The sequence below is a fragment of the Glycomyces tenuis DSM 44171 genome, assembly GCF_000427885.1.
In the GTDB taxonomy this organism is placed as follows: Bacteria; Actinomycetota; Actinomycetes; order Mycobacteriales; family Micromonosporaceae; genus Glycomyces; species Glycomyces tenuis.
On sequence record NZ_ATYW01000005.1, the window covers coordinates 47,767 to 72,950 of the forward strand.

Here is a 25,184-nt window from a genome sequence, read left to right on the forward strand (position 1 = left end):
ACCGTCACGCGACGGCGCGGGCGAACCTTCTGGTCGCCCACCACACCAGCAGCACCGCCAGACCGCCGATGAAGGCCGTGGCCTGCCACACGTAGTCGCTGCCGAGGTCGCCGCTGAACAGGGCCCGCGCGGCCTCGACGGCGTAGTAGAACGGGTTGAACTCGGCCACGTTCTGGAGCCAGGACGGGGCCATGACCATCGGCAGCATGATGCCGGAGATGAGCATGATCGGCTGGACCAGGGTGTTGATGGTCGGCGCCATCGCGTCCTCGCTCTTGAGCACGATCGCCAGGCCGAGCGAGACCGCGGCGAGCATGAAGCCGGTGAGCAGCACGATGAGGAGCATGAGCCCCACGCCGGGCCAGTAGACGTCGAGCCTGCCGGTCAGGGCCGCCAGCAGCACCAGGGCGAGGGCCTGGAACACCGTGGAGGTGACCGCCGCGAGGGTGCGGCCGAGCATCAGGGCGATCCGGCTGACCGGGGTGACCCGCATGCGCTCGATGACGCCCTGGCGCAGCTCGGCGATGAGGCCAAAGCCGACGAAGGCGGACCCGAACAGGGCCATCATGATGATCAGGCCGGGCACGAAGGTCTCCATCGCGCCCTCTTCGAAGCCGGGCATGCCGTCCATGGGCTCCAGCAGCGGCGCGAACAGGAACAGGAAGTAGATCGGCTGGATCAGCATGACGATGAGCCAGACCGGCTGCTTCAGGTTGAGCAGCATGGCACGGGAGTAGACGAGCCAGGTGTCTCGCAGGATCTTCACGGTCAGTTCCCCTCTTCGCGCAGCGAGCGGCCGGTCTGCTTCAGGAACACGTCGTCGAGGCTCGGCCGGTGCAGCTCGATGGACGCGGGGGCGATGCCGGCGCCGTCGAGGGCGCGCAGCAGCTCCGGCAGGGCGGTGGCGCCCTCGTCGACGTAGAGGCGCAGCACCGCGACGCCGGTGGCCGGGTCGGGCTCGCCGGACTCGATCTCGCGGACGAAGTCCTTCTCGCCCAGGAGGGTCCGGGCCTTCTCGCCGTCGCCGACCACGCCGACGGCCACGACGTCGCCCGCCACCTCCTTCTTGAGCGCCAGGGGCGTGCCCTCGGCGACGACCTCGCCGTGGTCGATGATCGCGAGCCGGTCGCACAGGGCGTCGGCCTCGTCGAGGTAGTGGGTGGTCAGGAAGATCGCGGTGCCCCGTTCGCGCAGCGAGCGGACCTCGTCCCACATGTGGGCCCGGGACTGCGGGTCGAGCCCGGTGGTGGGCTCGTCGAGGAAGAGCAGCTTCGGCTCGTGCATGATGCCGAGCGCGATGTCCAGGCGCCGCTTCTGGCCGCCGGAGTAGGTCTTGACGTTGCGGTCGGCGTACTCGGAGAGCTGGAAGGACTCGAGGACCTCGGCGGCGCGCTTCGCGGCGGTCCGCTTGGACATGCCGTAGAGGCGGCCCTGCATGACCAGTTCGTCGCGGGCGGTGACCTCGCCCCAGGTGCCGCCCTCCTGGCCGACGTAGCCGATGTCGCGGCGGACGGCGGCGGAGTCGGTGGCGAGGTCGTGGCCGCAGACGACGGCCCGGCCCTCGGTGGGTTCGATGAGGGTGGAGAGCATCCGCATCGTCGTGGTCTTGCCGGCCCCGTTGGGGCCGAGGAGGCCGAAGACCTCTCCTTCCTTCACGGCGAGGTCGACGCCGCGGACGGCCTCGACCTCCTTGCCGCGGGACTTGAAGACCTTCTTCAGCCCCTTCGTCTCGATGAGCATGGCTACCTCACGGGTGGTGGTGTCCGGTGCGACCGGGGGCCGCTTTCCTTGTTCAAGTTTGACTATAAAGGCGGCCCTCCGATGCCCGCAAGCAGGTACCCATGGGATCGGCGGATTAGTCAACGCTATAATATGGGCGTTATGTGGAGCACGCGCCTTCTCGTCCTGGGCCTGGTCAGATGGCTCGGCCCCGTCCACGGCTACCTCGTGCGCCGCGAGCTCGACTCGTGGCGGATGCCGGGGGTCTCCGAGATCGGCGCGGGCTCGATCTACCACGCGCTCAAGAAGCTCACCGCCGACGGCCTGATCGAGGTGGTCGCCACCGAGTCGGTCGACGACCGCCCGGCCCGCACAACGTATCGGATCACGGTGACAGGCGAAAGCGAGTTCCAGCGGCTGGTGCGCGAGAAGCTGTGGGACGTGGCGCAGGCCGACGACCCCTTCCACACCGCCTGGTCGTTCGCGACGGTGCTCACCCCAACGGAGAACGCCGCGCTGCTCCGCCGGCGCGCCGAGGTGCTCTACCAGCGCGTCGAAGCGGTGACGATGATGCTGGCCGCGACGGCGCCGGACTTCGTCGAGGGGGCCGAGTCGAGCTTCCTGCCGGCGCACGCGCGGGCGCTGCTCAAACGCCAGACCGACCTGTGGAACACCGACGCCGAGTGGTGCGAGGACACCGCCGGGCGGATCGAGTCCGGCGACCTCGCGCTCAGGCCCGACCCCGATGCCGAGCAGGCCGCGCACTGGCGCGAGGCGATCCGCAGCGAGCGGTTCGCCGAGGAGTCGGCCCTGTGGCATTCCGTCTTCGACGAGCCGGGTCCTGAACGATCGTTTAATAGATCACGCTAAAAAATACACAACCACTGTTATAGAGAACCTCCAAATCAAGGGCGGTTTATGCCGGTTCGAGCGAGCTGTCGCCGACGGCGTCCGCACTTTCGCGGAGACTCGGCAACTACACTGCGGGACGTGCGCAAGGTATTGATCGCCAACCGCGGCGAGATCGCAGTGAGAGTCATCCGGGCCTGCCGCGACGCCGGCTTCGAGTCCGTCGCCGTCTACGCCGACGGCGACCGCGACGCCCCCCATACTCTCCTGGCCGACGAGGCGTTCGCCCTCGACGGCACCACCGCGGTCGACACCTACCTGCGGATCGACAAGCTGATCCGGATCGCCGAGCGCTCGGAGGCCGACGCCGTCCACCCCGGCTACGGCTTCCTCTCGGAGAACGCCGAGTTCGCCCAGGCCGTCATCGACGCGGGGATCACCTGGATCGGCCCCACCCCGCAGTCCATCCGCGACCTCGGCGACAAGGTCACCGCCCGCCACCTGGCCATGCGGGCCGACGTCCCGCTCGTGCCCGGCACCAAGGAGCCGGTCAAGGACGCCGCCGAGATCCTCGGCTTCGCCGACGAGCACGGCCTGCCGGTGGCGATCAAGGCCGCCTTCGGCGGCGGCGGGAGGGGCCTCAAGGTCGCCCGCGACCGCGATGAGATCCCCGCGCTGTTCGAGTCGGCCGTCCGCGAGGCCGAGGCCGCCTTCGGGCGCGGCGAGTGCTTCGTCGAGCGCTACCTCGACCGCCCCCGCCACGTCGAGGCCCAGGTCCTGGCCGACACGCACGGGAACGTCATCGTCGTCGGCACCCGCGACTGCTCCCTCCAGCGGCGCCACCAGAAGCTCGTCGAGGAGGCCCCCGCGCCGTTCCTGACCGACGAGCAGCGCGCCACGATCCACAGTGCCGCCAAGGCGATCTGCAGAGAGGCCGACTACCACGGGGCCGGGACCGTCGAGTTCCTCGTCGGCACTGACGGCACCATCTCCTTCCTCGAGGTGAACACCCGCCTCCAGGTCGAGCACCCCGTCTCCGAGGAGACCAGCGGGCTCGACCTGGTCCGCGAGCAGTTCCGCATCGCCTCCGGCGAGACCCTCGACCTCACCGAGGACCCCGAGCCGCGGGGCCACTCCATCGAGTTCCGCATCAACGGCGAGGACCCTGGCCGCGGCTTCCTGCCCGCCCCCGGCGCCGTCACGAAGCTGTCCCTGCCGTCCGGGCCGGGCGTGCGCGTCGACACCGGCATCGCGGAGGGCACCGTCATCGACGGGAACTTCGACTCGCTGCTGGCCAAGGTCATCGTCACCGGCGCCACCCGCGAGGAGGCCCTGCGGCGCTCGCGGCGCGCGCTGGCCGAGATGGAGGTCGACGGCCTGGCCACGGTGCTGCCGTTCCACCGGGCCGTCATCGACGACCCGGCCTTCGCCGAGGAGTTCACGGTCCACACGCGCTGGATCGAGACCGAGTGGGACAACACGCTCGCGCCGTTCGACGCCGCCGCCGCCGGCGACCTCGGGGAGGCCGAGGACCGCACCAGCCTCGTCGTCGAGGTCGGCGGCAAGCGCCTCGAGGTGTCGATCCCCGCCGGGCTGCTCAGCCCGGCCGCGTCCTCGAAGCCGCGCAAGCGGGGCCCGAAGAAGAAGGCCGACGCGGGCCCGGCCGTCGGCGGGGACAACCTCCCCTCGCCGATGCAGGGCACCATCGTCAAGGTCGCCGTCGCCGACGGCCAGAGCGTCGTCAAGGGCGACACCATCGTGGTCCTCGAGGCGATGAAGATGGAGCAGCCGATCGAGGCGCACAAGTCCGGCACCGTCTCGGGCCTGGAAGTGGGCATCGGCGACGTCGTCTCGGCCGGCGCGCCGATTTGTCAGATTACGGACTTACGCTCACCCCCCTCCCGCGAGACAATGGAAGTCGTTGTGCGTAGCACCACAACCACTACGACGGCGGCGTGCGAACCGGTTACAGTGCCCGGCGGCGGACACGGAGCCGTACACACCTAGGGGGCCCAGCACCATGCGTTTCATCGACGACCAGCCCGGACACGACCTCACCTACGCGGACGTCTTCATGGTCCCCAACCGCTCGGCGGTCACCTCCCGCCTCGACGTGGACCTGGCGACCGCCGACGGCACCGGCAACGCCGTCCCGATCATCGCGGCGAACATGACGGCCGTCTCGGGCCGCCGGATGGCCGAGACGCTGGCCCGCCGCGGCGGGCTCGCGGTCATCCCCCAGGACATCCCGGTCGACGTCGTCGCCGACGTCATCGCCAAGGTCAAGTCCCGCCCGCTCGACTGCGACACCGCCCTGACGCTGCCGCCGACCGCGACCGTCGCCGAGGCCATCGCGCTGTTCCCCAAGCGGGCGCACGGCGCGGTCATCGTCGTCGACTCCGAGTACCGGCCGCTCGGCGTGGTCACCGAGGCCGACTGCCGCGGCGTCGACCGCTTCACCCAGCTCGAGCAGGTCGCCTCCGACCGCCTCGTCACGCTCCCGCAGGGCGTCAGCGACGCCGACGCCTTCCAGATCATGGAGGACGCCAAGGTCAAGCTCGCGCCCGTCCTCGACGACACCGGGCGCCTCCACGGGGTCCTGACGAAACCGGGGGCGCTGCGCAACACGCTGTACACGCCGAACACCGACGCGTCCGGGCGCCTGCGCCTGGCGGTCGCCATCGGCATCAACGGCGACGTCACCGGCAAGACCACCGCGCTGGTCGAGGCCGGGGCGGACCTGATCGTGGTCGACACCGCGCACGGCCACCAGGAGAAGATGCTGGACGCGCTCAAGCTGGCCCGCAAGGCCGCGCCGGACGTGCCGATCGCGGCCGGGAACGTGGTCACCGCCGAGGGGACGACGGACCTGGTCGACGCGGGCGCCGACATCGTGAAGGTCGGCGTCGGCCCCGGCGCGATGTGCACCACGCGGATGATGACCGGCGTGGGCAGGCCGCAGTTCTCGGCGGTGCTGGAGTGCGCGGCGACGGCGCGGCGCTTCGGCAGGCACGTGTGGGCCGACGGCGGCGTGCGGCATCCGCGCGACGTGGCGCTGGCGCTGGCGGCGGGCGCCTCGAACGTCATGATCGGCTCCTGGTTCGCCGGGACGCACGAGTCGCCCGGCGACATGCACTACGACGCGGACGGCAGGCCGTACAAGGAGAGCTTCGGGATGGCCTCGGCGCGGGCGGTGAAGGCGCGCAGCTCCTCGGACTCGGCGTTCGAGCAGGCCCGCAAGACGCTGTTCGAGGAGGGCATCTCGAGCGGCCGGATGTACCTGGACCCGAAGCGGCCCGGCGTGGAGGACCTGCTCGACTCGATCGTGGCGGGGGTGCGCTCGGCGGCGACGTACGCGGGCGCGACGAACCTGGCCGAGTTCCACGAGCGCGCGGCCGTCGGCGTGCAGTCCGCGGCCGGGTACACCGAGGGCGCGCCGGTGCCGAGCGGCTGGTTAAGCGCGGGCGTCGCGGGCGAGGAGGGCGGCCTGGACGCGGTTGTCGCATCCGAGCTTGGCGAGGATGCGGCTGACGTAGGTCTTGACGGTGGCCTCGCTCATGTGGGCGCGGCGCGCGATCTCGGCGTTCGGGATGCCCTCGGCGAGCAGGTCGAGGACCTCGCGTTCGCGGACGGCCAGGCGTGAGAGCCGCTCGACGGCGTCGCGCCTTCTCGGCACGGACCGGGGCGCGACGATGCCGAGGATGAGTCTGGTGACCGCCGGGGACAGGTAGGCCTCGCCGTCGTGGACGGCTCGGACGGCGCGGATGAGCTCCTCCGGCGCGCAGGTCTTCAGCAGGAACCCGGCCGCGCCGTGCTCGACGGCCGCGAGCACGTTGTCCTGGTCGCCGAAGGAGGTCAGGACGAGCGCGCGGGTGCCGCCGAGGCGTTCGAGGACGTCGAGGCCGCCGAGCCCCGGCATGTTGAGGTCGAGGAGCGCCACGTCGACGCCGTCGGCGGCGGCGAGCGCCTCGCGGCCGTCGTGGGCGGTCGCGGCCACGGTGATGTCCCCGGCCGATTCGAGGACGGTGCGGATGCCCTCGACGACGAGCGGTTCGTCGTCGGCGACCAGGACTCGGATCACGGCTGCGCTCCCGTGACGGCGCTCACCGGGATGATCCCGAGCAGGACGACGAGCGTGACGACCCCGGCCAGCACCGCGCCTCGGGACCGCCGCGACTCGGTCACCGGGAGCATGGCGCTGAGCTGGAAGCGGCCGTCCGCGGTCCGGACGTCGAGGAGGCCGCCGGCCGAGGCGAGCCGCTCGCCCAGGCCGGCCAGGCCGAAGCCGCCGGAGGGCCCGGCCTCGCCGCCGACCGGCTCGGCGAGCGGGTCCGGCACAGGGTTGGACACGCCTACGAGGAGCGCGTCGTCCTCCCAGGTGATCGAGACCGTCACCGGCGTTCCGGGCGCGTGCTTGGCCGCGTTGGCGAGCCCTTCCTCCACGACCGCGTAGGCCGCGCGGTCCGCCATGGGCGGCAGCACGGTCGGCGTCCCGCGCTGGACCAGCTCGACCTCGGTCCCGGCCCTTTCGGCGTCGCCGACGAGCGCGGCCACGCCGGTCAGGTCCCGCGCGGGCCCGGGCGATTCGTCCCTGAGCATGCCCACCAGTCCGTGCAGGTCGTCGACCGCGTCCCGGACGGCGTCGCCGAAGCGGCGCGCGGCCGCCCTGGTCTCGGGGTCGCCCGCGGCGACTTCGAGCGCCCCCGCCTGGACGGCGGCGAGGCCGAGCCTGCGGCCGAGGTGGTCGTGCATGTCGCGGGCGATGCGGAGCCGCTCGCGCTGGACGGCCGCCTCGCGCTCGCGCGCGGTGCGCCGATGCAGCTGCCACAGTGCGATGCCCACCGCCAGCCAGACGAGGAGGGTAGTCATACCGCTCAGCGTACGGGTCATCTTTCGTCGCATCGATCGGCGACGTTCGGCGACTGTCGCCCGGCCGCCTGTTTTCTTACGGTGGCAGCGTGATCGAAGTACACGAGCTGACGAAGCGGTACCGCGGGAAGGTGGCGGTGGACGGCCTGTCGTTCACGGTCGAACCGGGCCGCGTGACCGGCTTCCTGGGGCCCAACGGCGCCGGGAAGTCCACGACCATCCGCCTGATCCTGGGCCTGGACCGGCCGACGAGCGGCACGGCCCTGATCGACGGGAGGCCGTACGCCGAGCTGGAGCGCCCGCTGACGCGGGTGGGCGCGCTGCTGGAGGCCGAGGCGGTGCATCCGTCCCGCAGCGCCTTCAACCATCTGCTGTGGCTGGCGAAGACGAACGGCCTGCCGACATCGCGGGTCCGCGAGGTCCTCGCCGAGACCGGCCTGGCCGACGTCGCCGGGAAGGCCCCGCGCGCGTTCTCGCTGGGCATGCGCCAGCGGCTCGGCGTGGCGGCGGCGCTGCTGGGCGATCCGGGCGTGCTCATCCTCGACGAGCCGGTGAACGGGCTCGATCCCGAGGGCGTGATCTGGATCAGGAACCTGGTCAAGCGCCTCGCGGCCGAGGGCCGCACGGTGCTCGTCTCGAGCCACCTCATGGCCGAGATGGCGTTGACGGCCGAGCACCTGGTGGTGATCGGCCGGGGGCGCCTGCTGGCGGACACGTCCACCGAGGAGTTCATCGCCGCGAACAGCGGCTCGACACTGGAGGAGGCGTTCATGCGTCTGACGGGCGCTTCGGTCGAGTTCCAGGCCGGTGAGGGCCGATGAGCGCGTTGGGATCGGCGGTCGCCGCCGAATGGGTGAAGGTCCGCTCGGTCCGCTCCACGGCGATCACCCTGGGCCTGTTCGCGGCCGTCGCGCTCGGGCTGAGCTGGTTGATCGCCAGGTCGTTCGACCCGGGCGGCCCGGCGGACGACGCGCTCCTGCCGGTCTTCTTCGGACTCCTGACCGCGCAGCTCGTGCTCGTCACGTTCGCGGTCACGACCGTGGGCTCGGAGTTCTCGACGGGCACGATCCGGGCCTCGCTGGCGGCCGTGCCCTCGCGCGGCAGGCTGCTCGCCGCGAAGATGACGGCGCTCGGCCTGACCATCGCGGCCGCGGCGCTCATCGTGGAGGCGGCGGTGTTCGCTCTCGTCCGGGTCTCGATCGGCGATGCGGCGGCGCCGCTGACCGAATGGTGGACGATCGAGGCGCTGCTGGGCGGGTGGATCCACCTCACCCTGCTGAGCGTGTTCACGGCGGCCCTCACGGTCATGCTGCGCAGCACCGTGGTCACGCTGTCGGTCCTGCTGCCGGTCCTGTTCCTGTCCTCGCAGGGCCTGGGGAACGTCGACGCGATCAAACCGGTGGCGCAGTACATGCCCGACCAGGTCGGGATGGTCGTCATGCGCATGACGGTGCCGGGCGACCCGCAGTTCGGTCGCGACTACGGCGCCTGGACCGGGATCGGGATCCTGGTGCTGTGGACGGCGGCGGCGCTGCTCGGCGCCTGGTGGTCGATGCGCCGCAGGGACGCATGAGCGCCGATATGCGACAGTCCGCTTGAACGAAGCCAGAACATCACTCAAAGTTCTCATATAGCTTCATTCCGTGGTCGGCGCGCCGTTCGGCGCGCCGACCGACCGTGCCCGGCCGCTTCGCGGCCGGCGCTTCGTGTCACCGGATGAGAAGGAGTACACGTGAAACGCACAGCCATGTTCGGCGCGGGCTCGATGGCGATCGCGGCAGGCCTGGCCGCCTTCCCCGCCGCCGCGCAGTCCCAGAGCGCGGCGGAGACCAAGACCCTGCTGATCGCTGAGCAGTTCAACGGCGCCGAGGTCGAGGAGGGCTTCGTCTCCCTCGGCGCCTGCCTGACCGCCGCCACCGAAGCGGCCGGACAGAACGGCTTCGGCTCCTGCGAGGACGAACGCGGCGGCCCGGTGCCAGAGTTCGGCGAGGAGCCCGGCTACCTGCAGCTGACCGACACCGGCGAGTACGAGACCGGCGCCGTCGTCTACGACGAGGCCCTGCGCAACAGGGGCGGCATCGAGGTCCACTTCGCCCAGTACCAGTACGGCGGCACCGGCGCCGACGGCATCTCGTTCTTCATCGTCGACGGCGAGACCGAACTGGACGAGGTCGGCGCCTACGGCGGCAGCCTCGGCTACGCCCAGTTCGACGACCGGCCCGGCGTCGAGGGCGCCTACCTCGGGCTCGGCCTGGACGCCTGGGGCAACTTCTCGGCCGACACCGAAGGCCGCGGCAACGGGTGCCCGGCCGACCAGCGGGCGCCCGAGCACCTGCGGGACGACTTCAACCGCGCGCCCGACAACGTGGTGCTCCGCGGGCCCGGTTCGGGCACCGAGGGCTACTGCCTGCTCGCCACCACCGCCACCGACGAGCAGATCGGCACCGAAGGCACCGACACGCTGTGGGGCACCGACTTCCCCGAGGAGCTGAACGCGGACACGCTCGAGGAGTCCAAGCAGCTCGTGAAGCTGAAGATCACCGACGACCCTCTGCCCGAGGTCACGGTCGACATCGACTTCCAGGACGGCGAAGGCTGGCAGCGGGTCCTGGAGACCACCATGCCGACCGAGGCGCCCGAGACGTTCAAGTTCGGCTTCGCCTCCTCCACCGGCGGCGCCAACGACGTCCACCTGCTGCGCCACCTGCGCGTCGAGACCTTCGAGTAGACGCTCGCGGGAGGGGCCCCGCGGGCCTCTCCCGCGCTCAGTACTCCATGAGCTGGCGGGCGGCCTCGGCGATCGAGCCCGACAGCGAGGGGTAGATCGTCAGGGTCCGGGCGAGCTGCTCGACGGTGAGGCGCTGCTCGACGGCCAGCGCGATCGGCGTGATGAGCTCGGAGGCGCGGGAGGCGACGACGACGCCCCCGGCGACGATCCCCGAGGAGTTCCACGCGAACAGCTTCACGAAGCCCTCGGTGCGGTCGACCATCTTGGCCCGCGGGTTGGACGACAGCGGCAGCAGCACCACCCGGCAGTCGGCCTTGCCCGCGTCGACGTCGGACTGGCTGACGCCCACCGAGGCCAGCTCCGGGTCGGTGAAGACGTTCGCGGCGACGTTGGCGAGCTTGAGGGGCCGCACGGCCTCACCGAGCGCGTGCCAGATCGCGATGCGGCCCTGCATGGCCGCGACGGAGGCGAGGGCGTGGACGCCGGTGACGTCGCCCGCGGCGTAGACGCCGGGGACGTTGGTGCGCGAGACCTTGTCGACGGGGATGAAGCCGCGCTCGTCGACGGTGACGCCGTATTCGCCGAGGCCGAGCTCGCCGGAGTTGGGGATGGAGCCGACGCAGATGAGCGCGTGGCTGCCGGTGACGACGGTGCCGTCGTCGAGCTCGACTTCGACGCCGGTCTCGGTGCGGCGGGCCGCCGCGGCCCGGGAGTGGTTGCGGATGTCCATGCCCCGCTTGCGGAAGACCTTGCCGACGGTCTCGGCGGCGTCGGCGTCCTCATGGGGCATGACGCGGTCCCGCGAGGAGATGAGGGTGACCTCTGAGCCCATGGCGAGGTAGGCGGAGGCGAACTCGGCGCCGGTGACGCCGGAGCCGACGACGACGAGGTGCTCGGGCAGCTCGTCGAGGTCGTAGAGCTGGCGCCAGGACAGGATGCGCTCGCCGTCGACCGGCGCGGACGGCAGCGTGCGCGGCGTGGCGCCGGTGCACAGCAGGACGATGTCGCAGTCCATGTCGTAGGCCTCGCCCTCGAGCGGGGTGACGCGCAGCTCGTGGACGTAGTTGTACTGCTGGTCGACGCGCAGCGCGCCGTGGCCGTAGACGATGTCGACCCCGGCGGCGACGACCTTCTCGGCGATGTCGGCGGACTGCTGGGTGGCGAGGCGGCGGACGCGGCCGTTGACGGCCTTGGCGTCGATGGTGGTGTCGACGGCGCCGACGCCCATCGCGGCGCTCTCGTGGATCTCGGTGAGCACGTTGGAGGCCGCGATGAAGGTCTTCGAGGGCACGCAGTCGGACAGGACGCACGCGCCTCCGGTGCCGGTGGCCTCGATGAGGGTGACCTCGGCGCCGAGCTGGGACGCCACGAGAGCGGCCTCGTATCCGGCGGGACCGCCTCCGATGATCGCTACTCGTGCCACTGTTGCGCCTTTCGGTGTCGGGGATGCCGCTGTGCGGGCAGGTTCCAGGGTATCTTCGAGTCGTGCATCTCTATGCCGCCTATGGCTCGAATCTAGACCCCGCCCGCATGCGGGCGACGTGCCCGCGTTCGCCGCTGGTGGGGACGGGCTGGCTCGAAGGCTGGCGTCTGACCTTCGCGGGCGCCGACCTCGGGTGGGAGTCGGCGGTGGCGACGGTGGTGGAGGCCCCCGGTGAGCGCGTGTTCGTCGCGCTCTACGACCTCGACCCGGCCGACCGCGCGGTGCTCGACGAGCTGGAGGGCTTCAACTCGGGGCTGTACCGGAAGATGCACTTGCAGGCGGTGACGCTGGAGGCGAACCGCCCGGTGTGGCTCTACGTCTTCGAAGGCTTCGAGGGCGGCATGCCGAGCCAGTGGTACCTCGACGAGATCATGCGCGCCGCCGAGTCGGCGGGCGCGCCGCAGGACTACGTGGAGGAGCTGCGCAAGCGCCCGACCGCGGAATGACGTGAGGTGAAGGAGGCGGCGGGTTCCCGCCGCCTCCGCTTCCGTCTCAGAACGCCGGGCTGGCGGCCGCGGCGAGCGCGGTGTGGACCATGACGCGCACGCCGTGGGCCAGCGCGGTCTCGTCGATGTCGAAGTTGCCCTGGTGGATGTCGCACGCCACGCCGGGGCGGCCGACGCCGAGGCGGGCCATCGCGCCGGGGACCTGCTCGAGGTAGTAGGCGAAGTCCTCGCCGCCCATCGACATGGGGGCCTCGGCGACGGCCTGCTCGCCGAGCGCGGCGGCGGTGGCCCCGGCGAACATCGCCGAGGCGAGCCGGTCGTTGACCACTGGCGGGACGCCCCGCCGGTAGTCGATCTCGCATTCGACGCCCGCCGAGCGGGCGACCGAGCGGGTGATCTCCTGGACGAGGTCGGGGATCATCTGCCAGGTCTCGCGGCCCTGCATGCGGATGGTGGCGCGCGCAAGGGCCTCTTCGGGGATCGCGTTGGCGGCCTCACCGGCCTGGACGGCGCCGAAGACGATCGCGACGGCCTGCCTGGGGTCGATGCGGCGCCCGACCAGGGCGGGCATGTCGACGATGACGCGGCCCATCGCGTTGATGATGTCGGTGGTCAGGTGCGGCCGGGAGGTGTGGCCGCCGCGCCCGCGCATGCGGATCTCCATGACGTCGCAGGCGGCGGTGAGGGGGCCGTTGCGCACGCCGATCTGCCCGGCGGTGAACTGCGGGTCGCAGTGGAGGGCGAAGATCGCGGCGACGTCGGTGAGCGCGCCGTGCTTGATCATGGTGGGCGCGCCCGAGGGGAACTGCTCCTCCGAGGGCTGGAAGACCAGCCGGAAGCGGCCGGGGAGCTCGCCGCGCGCGGACAGCTCGCCGAGGACGCGGCCGACGCCGATGAGGATCGCGGTGTGGGCGTCGTGGCCGCAGGCGTGGCACACCCCGTCGACGGTCGAGCGGTACGGGACGTCCTTCGGGTCGTGGATCGGCAGGGCGTCCATGTCGGCGCGGACCGCGATGACCCGGTCGCCGTCGCCGATGTCGCAGGTCAGGCCGGTGCCGTCGGGGATGAGTTGCGGCTTGAGCCCACCGGTGGCCAGGCGCGCGGCGACGTAGTCGGCGGTGTCCTGCTCGTGCCGCGACAGGCGCGGGTTGGCGTGGATGTGGCGGCGGTCGGCGACGAGGTCGTCGTAGTGGGCGTCCAGCCAGTCGTCGAGGAATTCGGGCAGCGATGTTGGCATGGCGGGCGGCTCCGATGCGGTGGGACCAGGTGAAGCGCCGAGCGCGGGCAGCGCAGCGGGTACCAGGAGGCGGGGCTCGGGCGACTTCGCACCGGACAGTTGGGCCTCATTGGATTTGGTGGCTGTTCCCATTTCGACGACATTCTCCGCAGTGAGCGTGTACATTCCTTCGCGCCTCTCAATTCGCATCAGTGAATCAGCGCCAAAGGAGACCGATTGGGCAAGCTTAAACCCGATCGCTCTCCGTCGCGGCGGACGCCGGGTTGAGCGACGCCGCCGCACCGATCCGCATAGGCGTGGCACACCGCTCGCCGCGGAAACGAAACATATTGGCACTCAGCGTGATCGATGACTGCGCGCATGGTGGCGCGCCAGCTGCTGACCGTACGTCCGAGGACGCCGTTGTGGTGCATAACGCTTGCCGAGACCAAAAGTTACGGGCTCTGATCCGAATTTCAATGACCGGATGCGCGCCACTTGTCCGCCGCAGCGCGCCCTCGACCAGTATTTACCCTGTTCGCAATGGCGTCATCAGACAGATTGTGCGCTTCCGCCATTCAGTGACAATGGGACTACAAACTGTCGGCGGGGACGTATCGACCCCATTCCTCCGCCAGTGTTCCGCATACCTCACCGACCGTGGCGCCCGCGGCGAGCGCGGCTTTCAGAGGGTGGAGGACGTTGTCCGCGCCCCGGGCCGCATCGCGCAGCGCGGCCAGCGCCGCCTCCACGGCCGCGGCGTCGCGGGCGGCCCGGCGGGCGCGGAGCCGCTCGACCTGGGCGGCCTCGATCGCGGGGTCGACCTTGAGCGGCTTGTAGGGGGCGTCGCCGCCGTTCGCGGTGTAGGCGTTGACGCCGACGACGATCTGCTCGCCGGAGTCGATGCGCTTGGCCGTCTCGTAGGCGCTGCGCTCGATCTCGCCCTTCTGGAAGCCGGCCTCGATCGCCTCGGTCGCCGAGCCGTGCGCGAACACCGCGTCGATGAGGCTCTCGGCCTCGGCCTCGATCCGGTCGGTGAGCGCCTCGACCGCGTAGGAGCCGGCGAAGGGGTCGACGGTCTCGCACAGGTCGGTCTCGGCGGCGATGACCTGCTGGGTGCGCAGCGCGAGCCTGGCAGAGGCGTCGGTGGGCAGGGCGATGGCCTCGTCGTAGGCGTTGGTGTGCAGCGACTGGGTGCCGCCCATGACGGCGGCGAGCGCCTGGACGGTGACCCGGGCCAGGTTGACCTCGGGCTGCTGCGCGGTGAGCTCGACACCGGCGGTCTGGGTGTGGAAGCGGAGCTTGAGCGAGCGCGGGTCGGACGCGCCGAAGCGCTCGCGCATGATGCGGGCCCACAGGCGGCGGGCGGCGCGGAACTTGGCGACCTCGGTGAGGATCGCCGAGCGGGCCACGAAGAAGAACGACAGGCGGGGGGCGAAGGCGTCGACGTCCAGACCGGCGGCGAGCGCGCAGTTCACGTACTCGATGCCGTCGGCGAGGGTGAACGCGAGCTCCTGCGCGGGGGTGGCCCCGGCCTCGGCCATGTGGTAGCCGGAGATCGAGATCGTGTTCCACCGCGGCAGCTCGGCGGCGCAGTACGCGAAGGTGTCGCTGACCAGGCGCAGGCTCGGCGCGGGCGGGAAGATGTAGGTGCCGCGCGCGATGTACTCCTTGAGGATGTCGTTCTGGACCGTGCCGCGCAGCTCGGCGGGGTCGACGCCCTGCTCCTCGGCGACGAGCTGGTAGAGCAGCAGCAGGACCGCGGCGGGGGCGTTGATGGTCATCGAGGTGGAGACCTCGCCGAGCGGGATGCCGTCGAACAGGGCCCGCATGTCATCGAGCGAGTCGATCGCGACGCCGACCTTGCCGACCTCCCCGGCGGCCTCGGGGGCGTCGGAGTCGTAGCCCATCTGCGTCGGCAGGTCGAAGGCGACGCTCAGCCCGGTGGTGCCGTGGGCGAGGAGGTCCCGGTAGCGCCGGTTGGACTCGGCGGCGGTGGCGAAGCCGGCGTACTGGCGCATCGTCCAGGGCCGGGAGGTGTACATGGTGGGGTGGATGCCGCGGGTGTACGGGAACGATCCGGGCTCGCCGAGCCGTTCGGGCAGGTCGGCGTCGAGGTCTTCGGGGCCGTAGACGGGTCGGATCTCGACTCCGCCGCGGCCTTGCGTGGGCGGCTGCATCCCACCGATCCTAATGGCTCGGGGAGCGGCGCGGGAGGCTCGATTTCGTGAACAGGGCGCACCGAGTGAGGGCCCGGCATGCGGACCGTGGCGACGACACGGCAAACTAGTGAAGAGCCCTCGCGAGGAGTTGCCGAATGACGTATTCAGCAGACTACGGACGCGGCGGTCCCAATGCTTGGGAGGACCCCCGCTCCGGGCGCGTGCCGCCCCGGCGGTACTCCCCTGATCCCGCTGAGGCCTATGGCGTCTCGGGCGACGCCGACTCATCATACGGCGCGGCCCCGTCAGAGCCGCACCGCTCCCCCGGCGGCCGCTTCGTCGACAACGCCGCCTACGACAGCGCTTCCCACAGCAGTGCTTCCCACGACGGCGGCTCCTACAACCGGGACCCGTACGGCGGCGGCTCGGGCGCCTACCGACAGCAGCGCTCCTACGGCGGCGACAGCGGCGGTCACGGCAACTACGGGCAGAGCTTCGCCGTCGGCGAGGACGACTACGGCCGCCAGGCCCAGTCGTCCTTCGGCTACAACAGCCCCGGCGGCCACCACGCCTCCCCCGGCGACACGGTCGGCGACCGGTACCGGCTCATCGACCTCGTCGGCAAGGGCGGCAACGGCTCGGTGTGGCGGGCCGACGACACGGTGCTGCGGCGCGAGGTCGCGCTCAAAGAGGTGTTCCTGCCGCCGGACCTGCCGCCGGGCGAGCGCGAGCAGCTCATCGAGCGGTCCAGGCGCGAGGCGCAGATCGCCGCCACGCTGTCCCACCCCTCGGTCATCCGCGTCTTCGACGTCGTCGAGCACGGCGGGCTGCCGTGGATCGTCATGGAGCTGCTCCAGGCCCGCAGCCTCGCCGAGATCCTCACCGCCGACGGGCCGCTGCCGCCGCGCGTCGCCGCGAAGATCGGCCTGGCCCTAGTCGGCGCGCTCCAGGCCGCGCACGAGGCGGGGATCATCCACCGCGACGTCAAGCCCGGCAACGTCCTCATCTCCGTCGACGGCCGCTGCGTCCTGTCCGACTTCGGCGCGGCCCAGATGAACCAGGCCTCCGGCGGCACCACGCCCGGCAAGGTCCTCGGCTCGGCCCACTACATCGCGCCCGAGCGGGCCGTGGGGCAGCCGGCCGAGCCGGCCAGCGACGTCTTCAGCCTCGGCGTGACGCTGTACGCGGCCGTCGAGGGCCGCCCGCCGTTCGACCGCGGCGACGCGGTCTCGACGATGCGCGCCGTCGTCCAAGACCCGCCCGAGAGCCCCCGCCACGCCGGGCCGCTCACGGCGCTGCTCGGCGGGATGCTCGCCAAGGAGCCGCAGCAGCGGTACCCGCTCGCGCAGGTCCGCCAGGAGCTGGCCGGGCTGCTCGCCGGGCCTCTCGCGGGCAACACCGGTCCCATGCCCGCCGGGAGCGCGCCGCCGCGCATCAACGAGCCGACCAGCGGCTACCGGGAGGTCGCCTCGCCGGAGCGGCCGCGGCCGCCCGCGCGCGAGCCCGAGGAGGCCCCGCGGGAGCGGCCCGGCACCGGCGGCACCGGCACCGGCAAGAAGATCGCGATCGCGGCGGTGTGCCTGGTCGTCGTCCTCGGACTGGGCTACCTGGTGTACCGCTGGCAGTTCGGCGGCGACGACGGCGGCACCGCCGCCGAGGACCCCGGCCAGGCCACCGAGGAGGCGCCCGCCGAGAGCGGCGCCCCCGACGAGGGCGGCGGCGAGGACACGAGCACCGAGCCGAGCTTCGAGACCGCGGCCCACGAGGGCGACGGCTTCAGCGTCAACTATCCGTCCACATGGGGCGAAGGCTTGGCGCAGGACGACTTCGTCACCTACTTCAACACCGAGGACGACACCCAGTGGGTGCGGTTCTACTCCGGCTCCGACCGCGGCGCGGGCGACCCCGAGGGCTACCTCGCCGACTTCTACGAGAACGGCCTGGACGACACCACCGACCTCGAGCAGCTGCGGCTCGAAGACGTCGAGTTCGGCGGGATGAGCGGCGCCGTCCTCGAGTACACCGGCACCGACATCGAATCGGGCGCCGAGCGGCACTCCATCTGGGCCATCGTGGACGCCGGGGACGGGACCGCCTTCGGCGTCTTCATCGCCGGGCCCGCCGACTCCTGGGAGCTGTCGCAGCAGGTCTACGACGAGGCGATGCGGTCGTTCCAGACCGGGTGATGCCGCACCGTGCGCAACAGGCGCCCCGGGCGCACCGGGTGTGCGAGGATTTCGGCATGGAGTCCTCGCAGACACGTGAACTGACCGGCGATCTCGACGCGCTGCGCGCCGAGGCGCTCACCTGGATCACCGACGACCCCGACAAGAGCGACCGCGACGAGCTCTACCGGCTGCTCGACGCGCTCCCCGCGTCCGAGGCCGAACTGGCCGACCGCTTCGCCGGCCGGCTCCGCTTCGGCACCGCCGGGCTGCGGGGCCCCTTGCGGGCGGGCCCGAACGGCATGAACCGGGCGGTGGTCCGCGCCGCCGCGGCGGGGCTCGTGCGCTGGCTCGACGCGAAGGGCGAACCGGGCCCGGTCGTCGTCGGCTACGACGCGCGGCACCGCAGCCGCGAGTTCGCCGTCGAGACCGCGCGCGTCGTCACCGGCTCGGGGCGCGTCGCCCTGGTCATGCCGGGGCCGCTGCCGACGCCGGTGACCGCGTTCGCGGTGACCAGGCTCGCGGCCGCCGCGGCGGTGCAGGTGACCGCCAGCCACAACCCGCCGCAGGACAACGGCTACAAGGTCTACCTGGGGCGGGCTCTGGGCGGCGAGCTCGGGGCGGGCGCGCAGATCGTGCCGCCCGCCGACACCGAGATCGAGGCCGCGATCGCCTCGCTCGGGCCGCTCTCGGAGATCCCGCTCGGCGACGACGGCGAGGTCCTCGGCGAGGACATCGTCGAGCAGTACCTGGCCGCGGTCGCCTCCGTGGTGGACCCGGACGACCCGAAGCGCCTCGCGTCGGTCGCCACGCCGATGCACGGCGTGGGCGGGCGGACGCTGGTGCGGGCCATGGAGAGGGCCGGTTTCCGGGCGCCGGTGCTGGTGGGCGAGCAGGCCGAGCCGGACCCGGACTTCCCGACGGTGGCCTTCCCGAACCCCGAGGAGCCCGGCGCGATCGACCTGTTGAAGGCCCTCGCAGCCGAGGAGGGCGCTGACGTGGCGATCGCGCTCGACCCGGACGCCGACCGCTGCTCGGTGGCCGTGCCGACCGGCGACGGCACGTGGCGGCAGCTGACCGGCAACGAAGTGGGCGTGCTGCTGGCCGACCACTGGATGCGCAAGGGCCACAGTGGGACGTACGCGACGACGATCGTCTCCACGACGCAGTTGCAGGCCATGTGCAAGGCGCGCGGCTTCGGCTACGAGGAGACCCTCACCGGCTTCAAATGGCTGGCGAGAGCCGGGGCGGATCTGGCGTTCGCCTTCGAGGAGGCCTTGGGCTACTGCGTGGCGCCGGAGTTCCTGCGCGACAAGGACGGGATCTCGGCGGCGCTGGTGGTGTCGGAGATCGCGGCGGGGCAGGCGGCGAAGCTGTCGACGCTGGCCGACCGCCTCGACGAGCTGGCCGAGGAGTTCGGGGTGTACGAGACGGGGCAGCTCTCGATCCGCGTGGAGGACTTGAGCGAGATCGACGCGTGCATGAAGCGCCTGCGGGCCACGCGACCCGCGGAGCTGCTGGACGAGCCGGTGACCGAGTGGGTCGACCGGCTGCCGGACGCCGACGTGGTCACGATCAGTACTGCGAACGCCAGGGTCGTGGCCCGCCCGAGCGGCACCGAGCCGAAGCTGAAGGCCTACCTGGAGGTCCGAGAAGACGCCGGGGACGATCTGGAAGCGGCGAGGGAACGCGCAAGGGCGTCCCTGGCGGCATTGAGAGCGGAGGTGGCGGGCCTCCTGGGCGTCCCGCACTAGCACACGAACACCGAAACGGGCCGAGCGCGTTAGCGCTCGGCCCGTTTCTTTCACGTGAATGTGACTGCTCGCATATTTTGCCGATTTGCCATCACTTTTCCTCATACGAACGAGTTAGCCCCGCTGTCAACCGATCACCGCTGATGGCAAATCTAGAATCAAAGAGGAGGAAGCGGGACGCCGCCTCAATATCGTCTTGAAGGCGTTGCAGGGCGATTCCGCGAAGATCTTGGAGACGATCATGGCGAAGACCCCGTACAAGTACCACTCGGTCTGGGCGGACAGCCTCCGTGAAGAGGGCCGTAACGAGGGCAGCCTGCGGGAGGCCCGGAAGTCATTGCTGGTGGTGCTCAGCAAACGCTCCCTGGGAGTAACGCCCGTGCAGCGCGAGCGGATCGAATCCTGCGAGGACCTCGACCAGCTCGAGACGTGGCTTGCCAATGCAGTCACCGCCGCCTCCGGCGTCGACGTCTTCCGCTGATGGGCGGGTATCCCTACCACGAGCTCTATTACCAGAGCCTCCAACGGAAAAGCGACCTCAAGCGCACCAGGAAACGGCTGCTCGAAGGTCTCGACGCCCGTTCGGTGGCGACCACTTCAGAGCAGCGGCGACGCGTCAACCTCTGCGAGGATCTGGAGCGGCTGGAACGGCTGCTGGACAAGGCCTACGCCACGGATATAGGTGCCGACCTGTCCACCGAACTGAACGACCTGCCCGAACTTCCCCCCGTTCCCGAGTGGATGGCTGCATGGGGGACAGGATCTGGCAGGCGGATTGGACGGACGGCTTCCTCGAAGGCTTCCGGCTCAGCTCCAGAGGAACCGAGGAGGAGGCTCGGCTGTACGCGGAGCAGGAGCTCTTGGACCTGCAGCTCATGGCCCGGCGACTCGGGGCCACCGACAGGGGCTGGCGCTACATCAAGGGCTGCGGGGACCTCGACCAGGTGCGGGAATGGCGGTCCGTAGTTCCGAATGCCGACAGCCTGGAGGAGATCTTCGGGTTCGACATCAATGACCTCGCGGAATGGCCGCGATCGGACTGATCGGAACGGCGCGGGGGCGGACGCCCGCCCCCGCGCCGTCTGCTCAGAAGCGGCGATAGGCGCCGAATTGGCGGTCTCCGGCGTCGCCGAGGCCGGGGACGATGTAGGCGCTCTCGTTCAGGCCGGGGTCGACCGCGGCGGTGGTCATGCGCATCGTTATGCCAGAGGCGCTCAGCCGCTCGATGCCCTCGGGGGCGGCGAGCACGCACACCACGGTGATGTCGGTGCAGGCCCGCGAGGCGATCATCTCGCAGCAGCGCAGCAGCGAGCCGCCGGTGGCGACCATCGGGTCGAGCACGATCACGTGCCGCTCGGACAGGTCGTCGGGCAGCGACTCCATGTAGGCGTACGGCTCGTGGGTCTCCTCGTCGCGGGCGAGCCCGACGAAGCCCATCGAGGCGTCCGGGATCATCGCCAGCGCCGCGTCGGCCATGCCGAGGCCCGCTCGCAGCACCGGCACCAGCACCGGCGGATTGGCCAGCCTGTAGCCCTTCGCGGGGGCCACCGGAGTGCGGATCGCGTACTCGGCGACGGCGACGTCGCGGGTGGCCTCGTAGACGAGCATGCTGGTGAGCTCGTGCAGCGCGGCCCTGAACCGGGGGGAGTCGGACCGCTCGTCGCGCATGGCGGTGAGCCTCGCGGCGACGAGCGGGTGCTCGACGATCTGTACATCCACGGTTCCCAACCTTAACGGCCGGGCCTCCGAGCTAATGTGAGCTGGTCGGCACACGAAGGCGACGCGAATCGCGGGGACGGATATCATGGGGTTATGAGTGATCGGGTCATGGGATCAATTCTGAGCGGCGCCGAGGCCGTCGCGTTCGCGCGCTCCCTGCCGGGCGTGGACGCCGTCGGCCTCGAGGCGCGAGCGGCCGGCCTGGGCACCCGCTCGATCAAGAAGGAGTCGAAGGCGCACGCGATCGACCTGGCCATCGGCATGATCGACCTCACCACCCTCGAAGGCGCGGACACGCCGGGCAAGGTCCGGACGCTGTGCGCCAAGGCGGTCCGTCCCGACGGCGACGCCCCGCCGGTCGCGGCGGTGTGCGTCTACCCGGCGATGGCCGCCACCGCGGCCGAGGCCCTCAAGGGCTCGGGCGTCAAGGTCGCCTCCGTCGCCACCGGCTTCCCCGCCGGGCAGGTCCCGCTCGACGTCAGACTCGCCGACACCGAGGCGGCCGTCGCCGCCGGGGCCGACGAGGTCGACATGGTCGTCAACCGCGGCGCCTTCCTCGCCGGGGACCTGGAGCGGGTCTTCGACGAGATCAGGGCCGTCAAGGCCGCCTGCGGCGAGGCCCGCCTCAAGGTCATCCTCGAGACCGGCGAGCTGGTCACCTACGACAACGTCCGCCGCGCCTCGCACCTGGCGATGCACGCGGGCGCCGACTTCATCAAGACCTCCACCGGCAAGGTCGGCGTGAACGCCACCCTGCCGGTCACGCTGCTGATGATGCAGGCCGTGCGCGACTTCCGCGCCGCCACCGGCGTCCAGGTCGGCGTCAAACCGGCGGGCGGCATCCGCACCACCAAGGACGCGATCAAGTACCTGGTGTGCGTCAACGAGGTCCTCGGCGAGGACTGGCTCTCGCCGCACTGGTTCCGCTTCGGCGCCTCCAGCCTGCTCAACGACCTGCTCATGCAGCGCCAGAAGCTCACGACCGGCCACTACTCCGGTCCCGACTATGTGACGGTGGATTGACGATGTTCGAGTACTCGCCGGCCCCCGAGGCGGTCCGGCCCGACATCCGGGAGCACTACGGCCTGTTCGTGGACGGGAAGTTCGTCGACGCCGAGGACGGATCGACGTTCAAATCCGTCAACCCCGCCACCGAGGAGACCCTGTTCACGGTCGCCGAGGCGGGCGAGGCCGACGTGGCCTCGGCCGTCGCCGCGGCCCGCCGCGCCTTCGAGACCGTGTGGGGGCCGATGAGCGGCGCCGAGCGCGGCAAGTACCTGTTCCGCATCGCCCGGCTCCTCCAGGAGCGCTCGCGGGAGTTCGCCGTCGCCGAGTCGATCGACAACGGCAAGCCGATCAAGGAGACCCGCGACTTCGACGTCCCGACCGCGGCCCAGCACTTCTTCTACCACGCCGGGTGGGCCGACAAGCTCGACTACGCCGGGCTCGGTCCCGATCCGCGGCCGCTGGGCGTGGTCGGGCAGGTCATCCCGTGGAACTTCCCGCTGCTCATGCTCGCCTGGAAGATCGCCCCGGCGCTCGCCTGCGGCAACACGACGGTCCTCAAGCCCGCCGAGACCACGCCGCTGACCGCGCTCATGTTCGCCGAGCTGTGCCAGGAGGCCGAGCTGCCGCCGGGCGTGGTGAACATCCTGCCCGGCGCGGGCGCCACCGGAGCAGCGCTCGTCCACAGCCCTGTGGACAAGATCGCCTTCACCGGTTCGACGGCCGTGGGCCGCTCCATCGCGAAGGCCGTCGCCGGCTCGAAGAAGCGGCTCACGCTGGAGCTGGGCGGCAAGGCCGCCAACATCGTCTACGACGACGCGCCGATCGACCAGGCCGTCGAGGGTGTCGTCAACGGCATCTTCTTCAACCAGGGGCACGTGTGCTGCGCCGGTTCGCGTCTGCTGGTGCAGGAGTCGATCGCCGAGGACGTCCTGGAGCGCCTCAAGGACCGCGTGGCGACGCTGCGCGTGGGCGACCCGCTCGACAAGAACACCGACGTCGGCGCGATCAACTCCGCCGAGCAGCTGACGCGCATCGAGGCGCTCGCCGAGACCGGCGCGGCCGACGGCGCCGAGGCCTGGCAGCCGGAGTGCGAGCTGCCCGAGCGCGGCTTCTGGTTCCGGCCCACCGTCTTCACCGGTGTCCAGCAGTCGATGCGCATCGCCCGCGAGGAGATCTTCGGGCCGGTGCTGTCGGTGCTGACCTTCCGCACCCCCGACGAGGCGATCGCCAAGGCCAACAACACTCCGTACGGCCTGTCGGCCGGGGTGTGGACCGAGCAGGGCTCGAAGATCCTGTGGACGGCCGAGCGGCTGCGCGCGGGCGTGGTGTGGGCCAACACGTTCAATCGGTTCGATGCGGCCAGCCCCTTCGGCGGCCTGAAGGAGTCCGGTTACGGCCGCGAGGGCGGCCGCCAGGGGCTGGAGGCGTACCTGAATGTCTGAGCAGAGCAAGCCGAAGCGCACCGGGTCCAAGCGCGCCGCCGCTCCCGCGCGCCTGCGCGTCAAGAAGACCTACAAGCTGTACGTGGGCGGGAAGTTCCCCCGTTCGGAATCCGGAAGGAGCTACGCCGTGACCGGTCCGGACGGCGCCGAGCTGGCGAACGCGGCCCTGGCCAGCCGCAAGGACGCCCGCGACGCCGTCGCCGCCGCCCGCAAGGCGCAGCGGCCGTGGGCGGGCCAGACCGCCTACCTGCGGGGGCAGATCCTCTACCGGGCCGCCGAGATGCTGGAGGGCCGGGCCGGGCAGTTCGCCGAGGAGCTGGCCGAGGCCACCGGCGCCGAGCCGCACGCGGCGCTCGGCACCGTCGAGGCGGCGGTCGACCGCCTCGTGCACTACGCGGGCTGGACCGACAAGGTCGCCTCGGTGCTCGGCGGCGCGAACCCGGTGGCCGGGCCATACTTCAACCACACCAAGCCCGAGCCGCTCGGCGTCGTCGCCGTCGTCGCCCCGCAGGACGACCCGCTGCTGGGCCTCGTCGAGGCGGTCGCCCCGGTCGTCGCGACCGGCAACACCGCGGTGGTCGTCGCCAGCGAGGACCGGCCGCTGCCCGCGATGAGCTTCGCCGAGGTCCTGGCGACCTCGGACCTGCCCGGCGGGGTGGTGAACCTCTTGAGCGGCAAGGTCGCCGAGATCGCGCCGCACCTGGCGAGCCACGCCGACGTCAACGGCGTCGACCTCGGCGGCGTCGGGGACGAGGCGCTCGCGGCCGAACTGGAGGCCGCGGCGGCCGGGACGCTCAAGGTGGTGCGCCGCCCCGGCGCGGGCGGCTCCTCGCTGGACCGGGTGCGCCGCTGGGTGGAGTACAAGACGGTGTGGCACCCGGCGGGGATGGCCGCCGGCGTCGGAGGCGGCTACTAGGAGGCCGCCCGGCCACGAGCCGGGCCCCGGGCCTTCGGGCTACCGGTCTCCCTGCTCCCATTTGGCGACGAGCGCTTCGGCGGCGTCGAGGAACGCGTCGATGTTGCCTGAGATGTTCGGGTCGTAGCTGGTCAGCCTTCCGACCACGATCGCCTGAGTGGACAGGACGTCCTCACTTGAGAAGCGCTCGAAGAGGTGCTCCTCTCCGGCGGTCGCCCGGAGGACGCCTTCGACGGTCCAGGAGTCGAACGAGATACCGGCCGCTTTGTAGTCACGGCGGATCCTGTCCACGAACGCCGCGATGGACTGCGGCGTGAGGTCTCCTCGGAAGTGGTCGTCCAGCAGCACGGCGAAGAGGGCTGCGTGAAGCAGGCGGTAGCCGCCCCAGTCCCGATCCGGGAGGGCATCGCTGAGCTCTTGCGCTCGGTCGATGTCACCGGTTGCGAATGCCTTGAGCTGTTCGCGCTGCTCAGGCGTAGTGCTCGGCATCGCTCCCTCTTCCTGCGACGGGGTTGCTGTCGGTCCGGATGTTACAGCGGTCCGGAAGTTCGTATCAGCGCCTCGGTGTCGACCGACGGAAGAGCGAGGGCGGCGGGCAGGCCGGCGGGACGGCTGCGGCATGCCTGTACCGAGTCGGTGACCGAGCAGGGATGGTTCCATGACCGGGCTGTTCAACATCGTCGTGAACGATTCGACGCTCCCGGAAGG

Annotated in this window: 20 protein-coding genes and 3 pseudogenes; 14 read left to right on the forward strand and 9 right to left on the reverse strand. The window is 71.2% G+C overall.

From position 1 onward, the window contains the following. Window positions 1-4 precede the first annotated feature (4 nt). Together YWW_RS0109000 and YWW_RS0109005 are read right to left on the reverse strand one after the other, a co-directional pair. Window positions 5-766, reverse strand: coding sequence for an ABC transporter permease (locus YWW_RS0109000; protein ID WP_026929865.1), 762 nt, complete (start codon window positions 764-766; stop codon window positions 5-7). A 2-nt stretch (window positions 767-768) separates the two neighbouring features. Continuing rightward, window positions 769-1,740 (reverse strand): daunorubicin resistance protein DrrA family ABC transporter ATP-binding protein, encoded by a 972-nt coding sequence (locus tag YWW_RS0109005; protein ID WP_026929866.1) that lies wholly within the window; start codon window positions 1,738-1,740, stop codon window positions 769-771. 141 nt (window positions 1,741-1,881) lie between these two features. Here YWW_RS0109005 and YWW_RS29240 point away from each other — a divergent pair, with 141 nt between their 5' ends. From YWW_RS29240 to YWW_RS29250, 3 genes and pseudogenes are all read left to right on the forward strand, one after another. Continuing rightward, window positions 1,882-2,589 (forward strand): PadR family transcriptional regulator, encoded by a 708-nt coding sequence (locus tag YWW_RS29240; protein WP_051325571.1) that lies wholly within the window; start codon window positions 1,882-1,884, stop codon window positions 2,587-2,589. A gap of 120 nt (window positions 2,590-2,709) precedes the next feature. Next, window positions 2,710-4,446: pseudogene (locus tag YWW_RS29245) on the forward strand (acetyl/propionyl/methylcrotonyl-CoA carboxylase subunit alpha); the annotation flags it as partial. Between the two features lie 142 nt (window positions 4,447-4,588). Further along, window positions 4,589-6,022: pseudogene (locus YWW_RS29250) on the forward strand (GuaB1 family IMP dehydrogenase-related protein); the annotation flags it as partial. Here the strand turns inward: YWW_RS29250 and YWW_RS35815 are convergent. Continuing rightward, the gene (locus YWW_RS35815; RefSeq protein WP_035698357.1) at window positions 6,023-6,649 is read right to left on the reverse strand and encodes a response regulator; all 627 of its coding nucleotides are present in this window, start codon (window positions 6,647-6,649) and stop codon (window positions 6,023-6,025) included. Continuing rightward, window positions 6,646-7,437: a sensor histidine kinase gene (locus YWW_RS29255; RefSeq protein ID WP_051325572.1), complete on the reverse strand. Its 792-nt coding sequence runs from the start codon at window positions 7,435-7,437 to the stop codon at window positions 6,646-6,648. The genes YWW_RS35815 and YWW_RS29255 overlap by 4 nt, the downstream gene beginning before the upstream one ends. Before the next feature lie 89 nt (window positions 7,438-7,526). Here YWW_RS29255 and YWW_RS29260 point away from each other — a divergent pair. The 3 genes and pseudogenes from YWW_RS29260 to YWW_RS0109045 all read left to right on the forward strand — a co-directional run. After that, window positions 7,527-8,189: pseudogene (locus YWW_RS29260) on the forward strand (ABC transporter ATP-binding protein); the annotation flags it as partial. A 65-nt stretch (window positions 8,190-8,254) separates the two neighbouring features. Further along, entirely contained in the window at window positions 8,255-9,010 is a 756-nt protein-coding gene (locus YWW_RS0109040; protein WP_026929868.1) for an ABC transporter permease subunit, read from the forward strand. A 159-nt stretch (window positions 9,011-9,169) separates the two neighbouring features. Continuing rightward, entirely contained in the window at window positions 9,170-10,165 is a 996-nt protein-coding gene (locus tag YWW_RS0109045; RefSeq protein ID WP_155830050.1) for an L-type lectin family protein, read from the forward strand. 37 nt (window positions 10,166-10,202) lie between these two features. Here YWW_RS0109045 and YWW_RS0109050 read toward each other — a convergent pair whose 3' ends face one another. Next, window positions 10,203-11,636, reverse strand: a complete 1,434-nt coding sequence (locus YWW_RS0109050; RefSeq protein ID WP_081687314.1) for an NAD(P)H-quinone dehydrogenase — start codon at window positions 11,634-11,636, stop codon at window positions 10,203-10,205. Window positions 11,637-11,650: 14 nt separating this feature from the next. Between YWW_RS0109050 and YWW_RS0109055 the strand changes: the two genes are divergently transcribed. Beyond that, the gene (locus YWW_RS0109055; RefSeq protein WP_026929871.1) at window positions 11,651-12,094 is read left to right on the forward strand and encodes a gamma-glutamylcyclotransferase family protein; all 444 of its coding nucleotides are present in this window, start codon (window positions 11,651-11,653) and stop codon (window positions 12,092-12,094) included. Window positions 12,095-12,140: 46 nt separating this feature from the next. Here YWW_RS0109055 and YWW_RS0109060 read toward each other — a convergent pair whose 3' ends face one another. Together YWW_RS0109060 and YWW_RS0109065 are read right to left on the reverse strand one after the other, a co-directional pair. Continuing rightward, the gene (locus tag YWW_RS0109060) at window positions 12,141-13,331 is read right to left on the reverse strand and encodes an amidohydrolase (RefSeq protein WP_051325575.1); all 1,191 of its coding nucleotides are present in this window, start codon (window positions 13,329-13,331) and stop codon (window positions 12,141-12,143) included. A gap of 572 nt (window positions 13,332-13,903) precedes the next feature. Continuing rightward, a complete protein-coding gene (locus YWW_RS0109065) occupies window positions 13,904-15,490 on the reverse strand; it encodes an acyl-CoA mutase large subunit family protein (RefSeq protein ID WP_035704279.1) in 1,587 nt (528 codons plus the stop codon). 137 nt (window positions 15,491-15,627) lie between these two features. Between YWW_RS0109065 and YWW_RS36845 the strand changes: the two genes are divergently transcribed. The 4 genes from YWW_RS36845 to YWW_RS0109085 all read left to right on the forward strand — a co-directional run bounded on the left by YWW_RS36845 (window position 15,628) and on the right by YWW_RS0109085 (window position 20,434). Further along, window positions 15,628-17,658: a serine/threonine-protein kinase gene (locus YWW_RS36845; protein ID WP_081687317.1), complete on the forward strand. Its 2,031-nt coding sequence runs from the start codon at window positions 15,628-15,630 to the stop codon at window positions 17,656-17,658. 56 nt (window positions 17,659-17,714) lie between these two features. Then, window positions 17,715-19,391 carry a phospho-sugar mutase gene (locus tag YWW_RS0109075; RefSeq protein ID WP_035704282.1) on the forward strand — a complete coding sequence of 559 codons (1,677 nt, stop codon included), beginning with the start codon at window positions 17,715-17,717 and terminating at the stop codon, window positions 19,389-19,391. A gap of 196 nt (window positions 19,392-19,587) precedes the next feature. Next, on the forward strand, window positions 19,588-19,872 hold the full coding sequence (locus YWW_RS0109080) for a hypothetical protein (RefSeq protein ID WP_026929875.1): 285 nt from the start codon (window positions 19,588-19,590) through the stop codon (window positions 19,870-19,872). Window positions 19,873-20,140: 268 nt separating this feature from the next. Further along, window positions 20,141-20,434, forward strand: a complete 294-nt coding sequence (locus YWW_RS0109085) for a hypothetical protein (RefSeq protein ID WP_026929876.1) — start codon at window positions 20,141-20,143, stop codon at window positions 20,432-20,434. A 43-nt stretch (window positions 20,435-20,477) separates the two neighbouring features. Here the strand turns inward: YWW_RS0109085 and upp are convergent, their stop codons facing one another. After that, window positions 20,478-21,110, reverse strand: a complete 633-nt coding sequence (upp, locus tag YWW_RS0109090) for a uracil phosphoribosyltransferase (RefSeq protein WP_026929877.1) — start codon at window positions 21,108-21,110, stop codon at window positions 20,478-20,480. A 93-nt stretch (window positions 21,111-21,203) separates the two neighbouring features. Here upp and deoC point away from each other — a divergent pair, with 93 nt between their 5' ends. From deoC to YWW_RS0109105, 3 genes are read left to right on the forward strand one after another with little or no spacing between them, the layout of a single operon-like run. Beyond that, window positions 21,204-22,133 (forward strand): deoxyribose-phosphate aldolase, encoded by a 930-nt coding sequence (gene deoC, locus YWW_RS0109095; protein ID WP_245595383.1) that lies wholly within the window; start codon window positions 21,204-21,206, stop codon window positions 22,131-22,133. Between the two features lie 2 nt (window positions 22,134-22,135). Continuing rightward, the gene (locus YWW_RS0109100) at window positions 22,136-23,560 is read left to right on the forward strand and encodes an aldehyde dehydrogenase family protein (RefSeq protein WP_026929879.1); all 1,425 of its coding nucleotides are present in this window, start codon (window positions 22,136-22,138) and stop codon (window positions 23,558-23,560) included. Continuing rightward, a complete protein-coding gene (locus tag YWW_RS0109105) occupies window positions 23,553-24,476 on the forward strand; it encodes an aldehyde dehydrogenase family protein (RefSeq protein WP_026929880.1) in 924 nt (307 codons plus the stop codon). Before YWW_RS0109100 ends, YWW_RS0109105 begins: the two co-directional genes overlap by 8 nt. 39 nt (window positions 24,477-24,515) lie before the next feature. Here the strand turns inward: YWW_RS0109105 and YWW_RS0109110 are convergent, their stop codons facing one another. Further along, a complete protein-coding gene (locus YWW_RS0109110; RefSeq protein WP_026929881.1) occupies window positions 24,516-24,965 on the reverse strand; it encodes a hypothetical protein in 450 nt (149 codons plus the stop codon). Window positions 24,966-25,184: the final 219 nt, after the last annotated feature.

Bases quoted from the DNA above. Each gene is read 5' to 3' on its own strand.
- YWW_RS0109060 (WP_051325575.1), bottom strand. From the start codon at position 13,331: ATGCCAACATCGCTGCCCGAATTCCTCGACGACTGGCTGGACGCCCAC.
- YWW_RS0109110 (WP_026929881.1), bottom strand. From the start codon at position 24,965: ATGCCGAGCACTACGCCTGAGCAGCGCGAACAGCTCAAGGCATTCGCA.
- YWW_RS29255 (WP_051325572.1), bottom strand. From the start codon at position 7,437: ATGACTACCCTCCTCGTCTGGCTGGCGGTGGGCATCGCACTGTGGCAG.
- deoC (WP_245595383.1), top strand. From the start codon at position 21,204: ATGAGTGATCGGGTCATGGGATCAATTCTGAGCGGCGCCGAGGCCGTC.
- YWW_RS0109040 (WP_026929868.1), top strand. From the start codon at position 8,255: ATGAGCGCGTTGGGATCGGCGGTCGCCGCCGAATGGGTGAAGGTCCGC.
- YWW_RS29240 (WP_051325571.1), top strand. From the start codon at position 1,882: ATGTGGAGCACGCGCCTTCTCGTCCTGGGCCTGGTCAGATGGCTCGGC.
- YWW_RS0109065 (WP_035704279.1), bottom strand. From the start codon at position 15,490: ATGCAGCCGCCCACGCAAGGCCGCGGCGGAGTCGAGATCCGACCCGTC.
- YWW_RS36845 (WP_081687317.1), top strand. From the start codon at position 15,628: ATGACGTATTCAGCAGACTACGGACGCGGCGGTCCCAATGCTTGGGAG.
- YWW_RS0109105 (WP_026929880.1), top strand. From the start codon at position 23,553: ATGTCTGAGCAGAGCAAGCCGAAGCGCACCGGGTCCAAGCGCGCCGCC.
- YWW_RS0109100 (WP_026929879.1), top strand. From the start codon at position 22,136: ATGTTCGAGTACTCGCCGGCCCCCGAGGCGGTCCGGCCCGACATCCGG.
- YWW_RS0109005 (WP_026929866.1), bottom strand. From the start codon at position 1,740: ATGCTCATCGAGACGAAGGGGCTGAAGAAGGTCTTCAAGTCCCGCGGC.
- YWW_RS0109075 (WP_035704282.1), top strand. From the start codon at position 17,715: ATGGAGTCCTCGCAGACACGTGAACTGACCGGCGATCTCGACGCGCTG.
- YWW_RS0109085 (WP_026929876.1), top strand. From the start codon at position 20,141: ATGGGGGACAGGATCTGGCAGGCGGATTGGACGGACGGCTTCCTCGAA.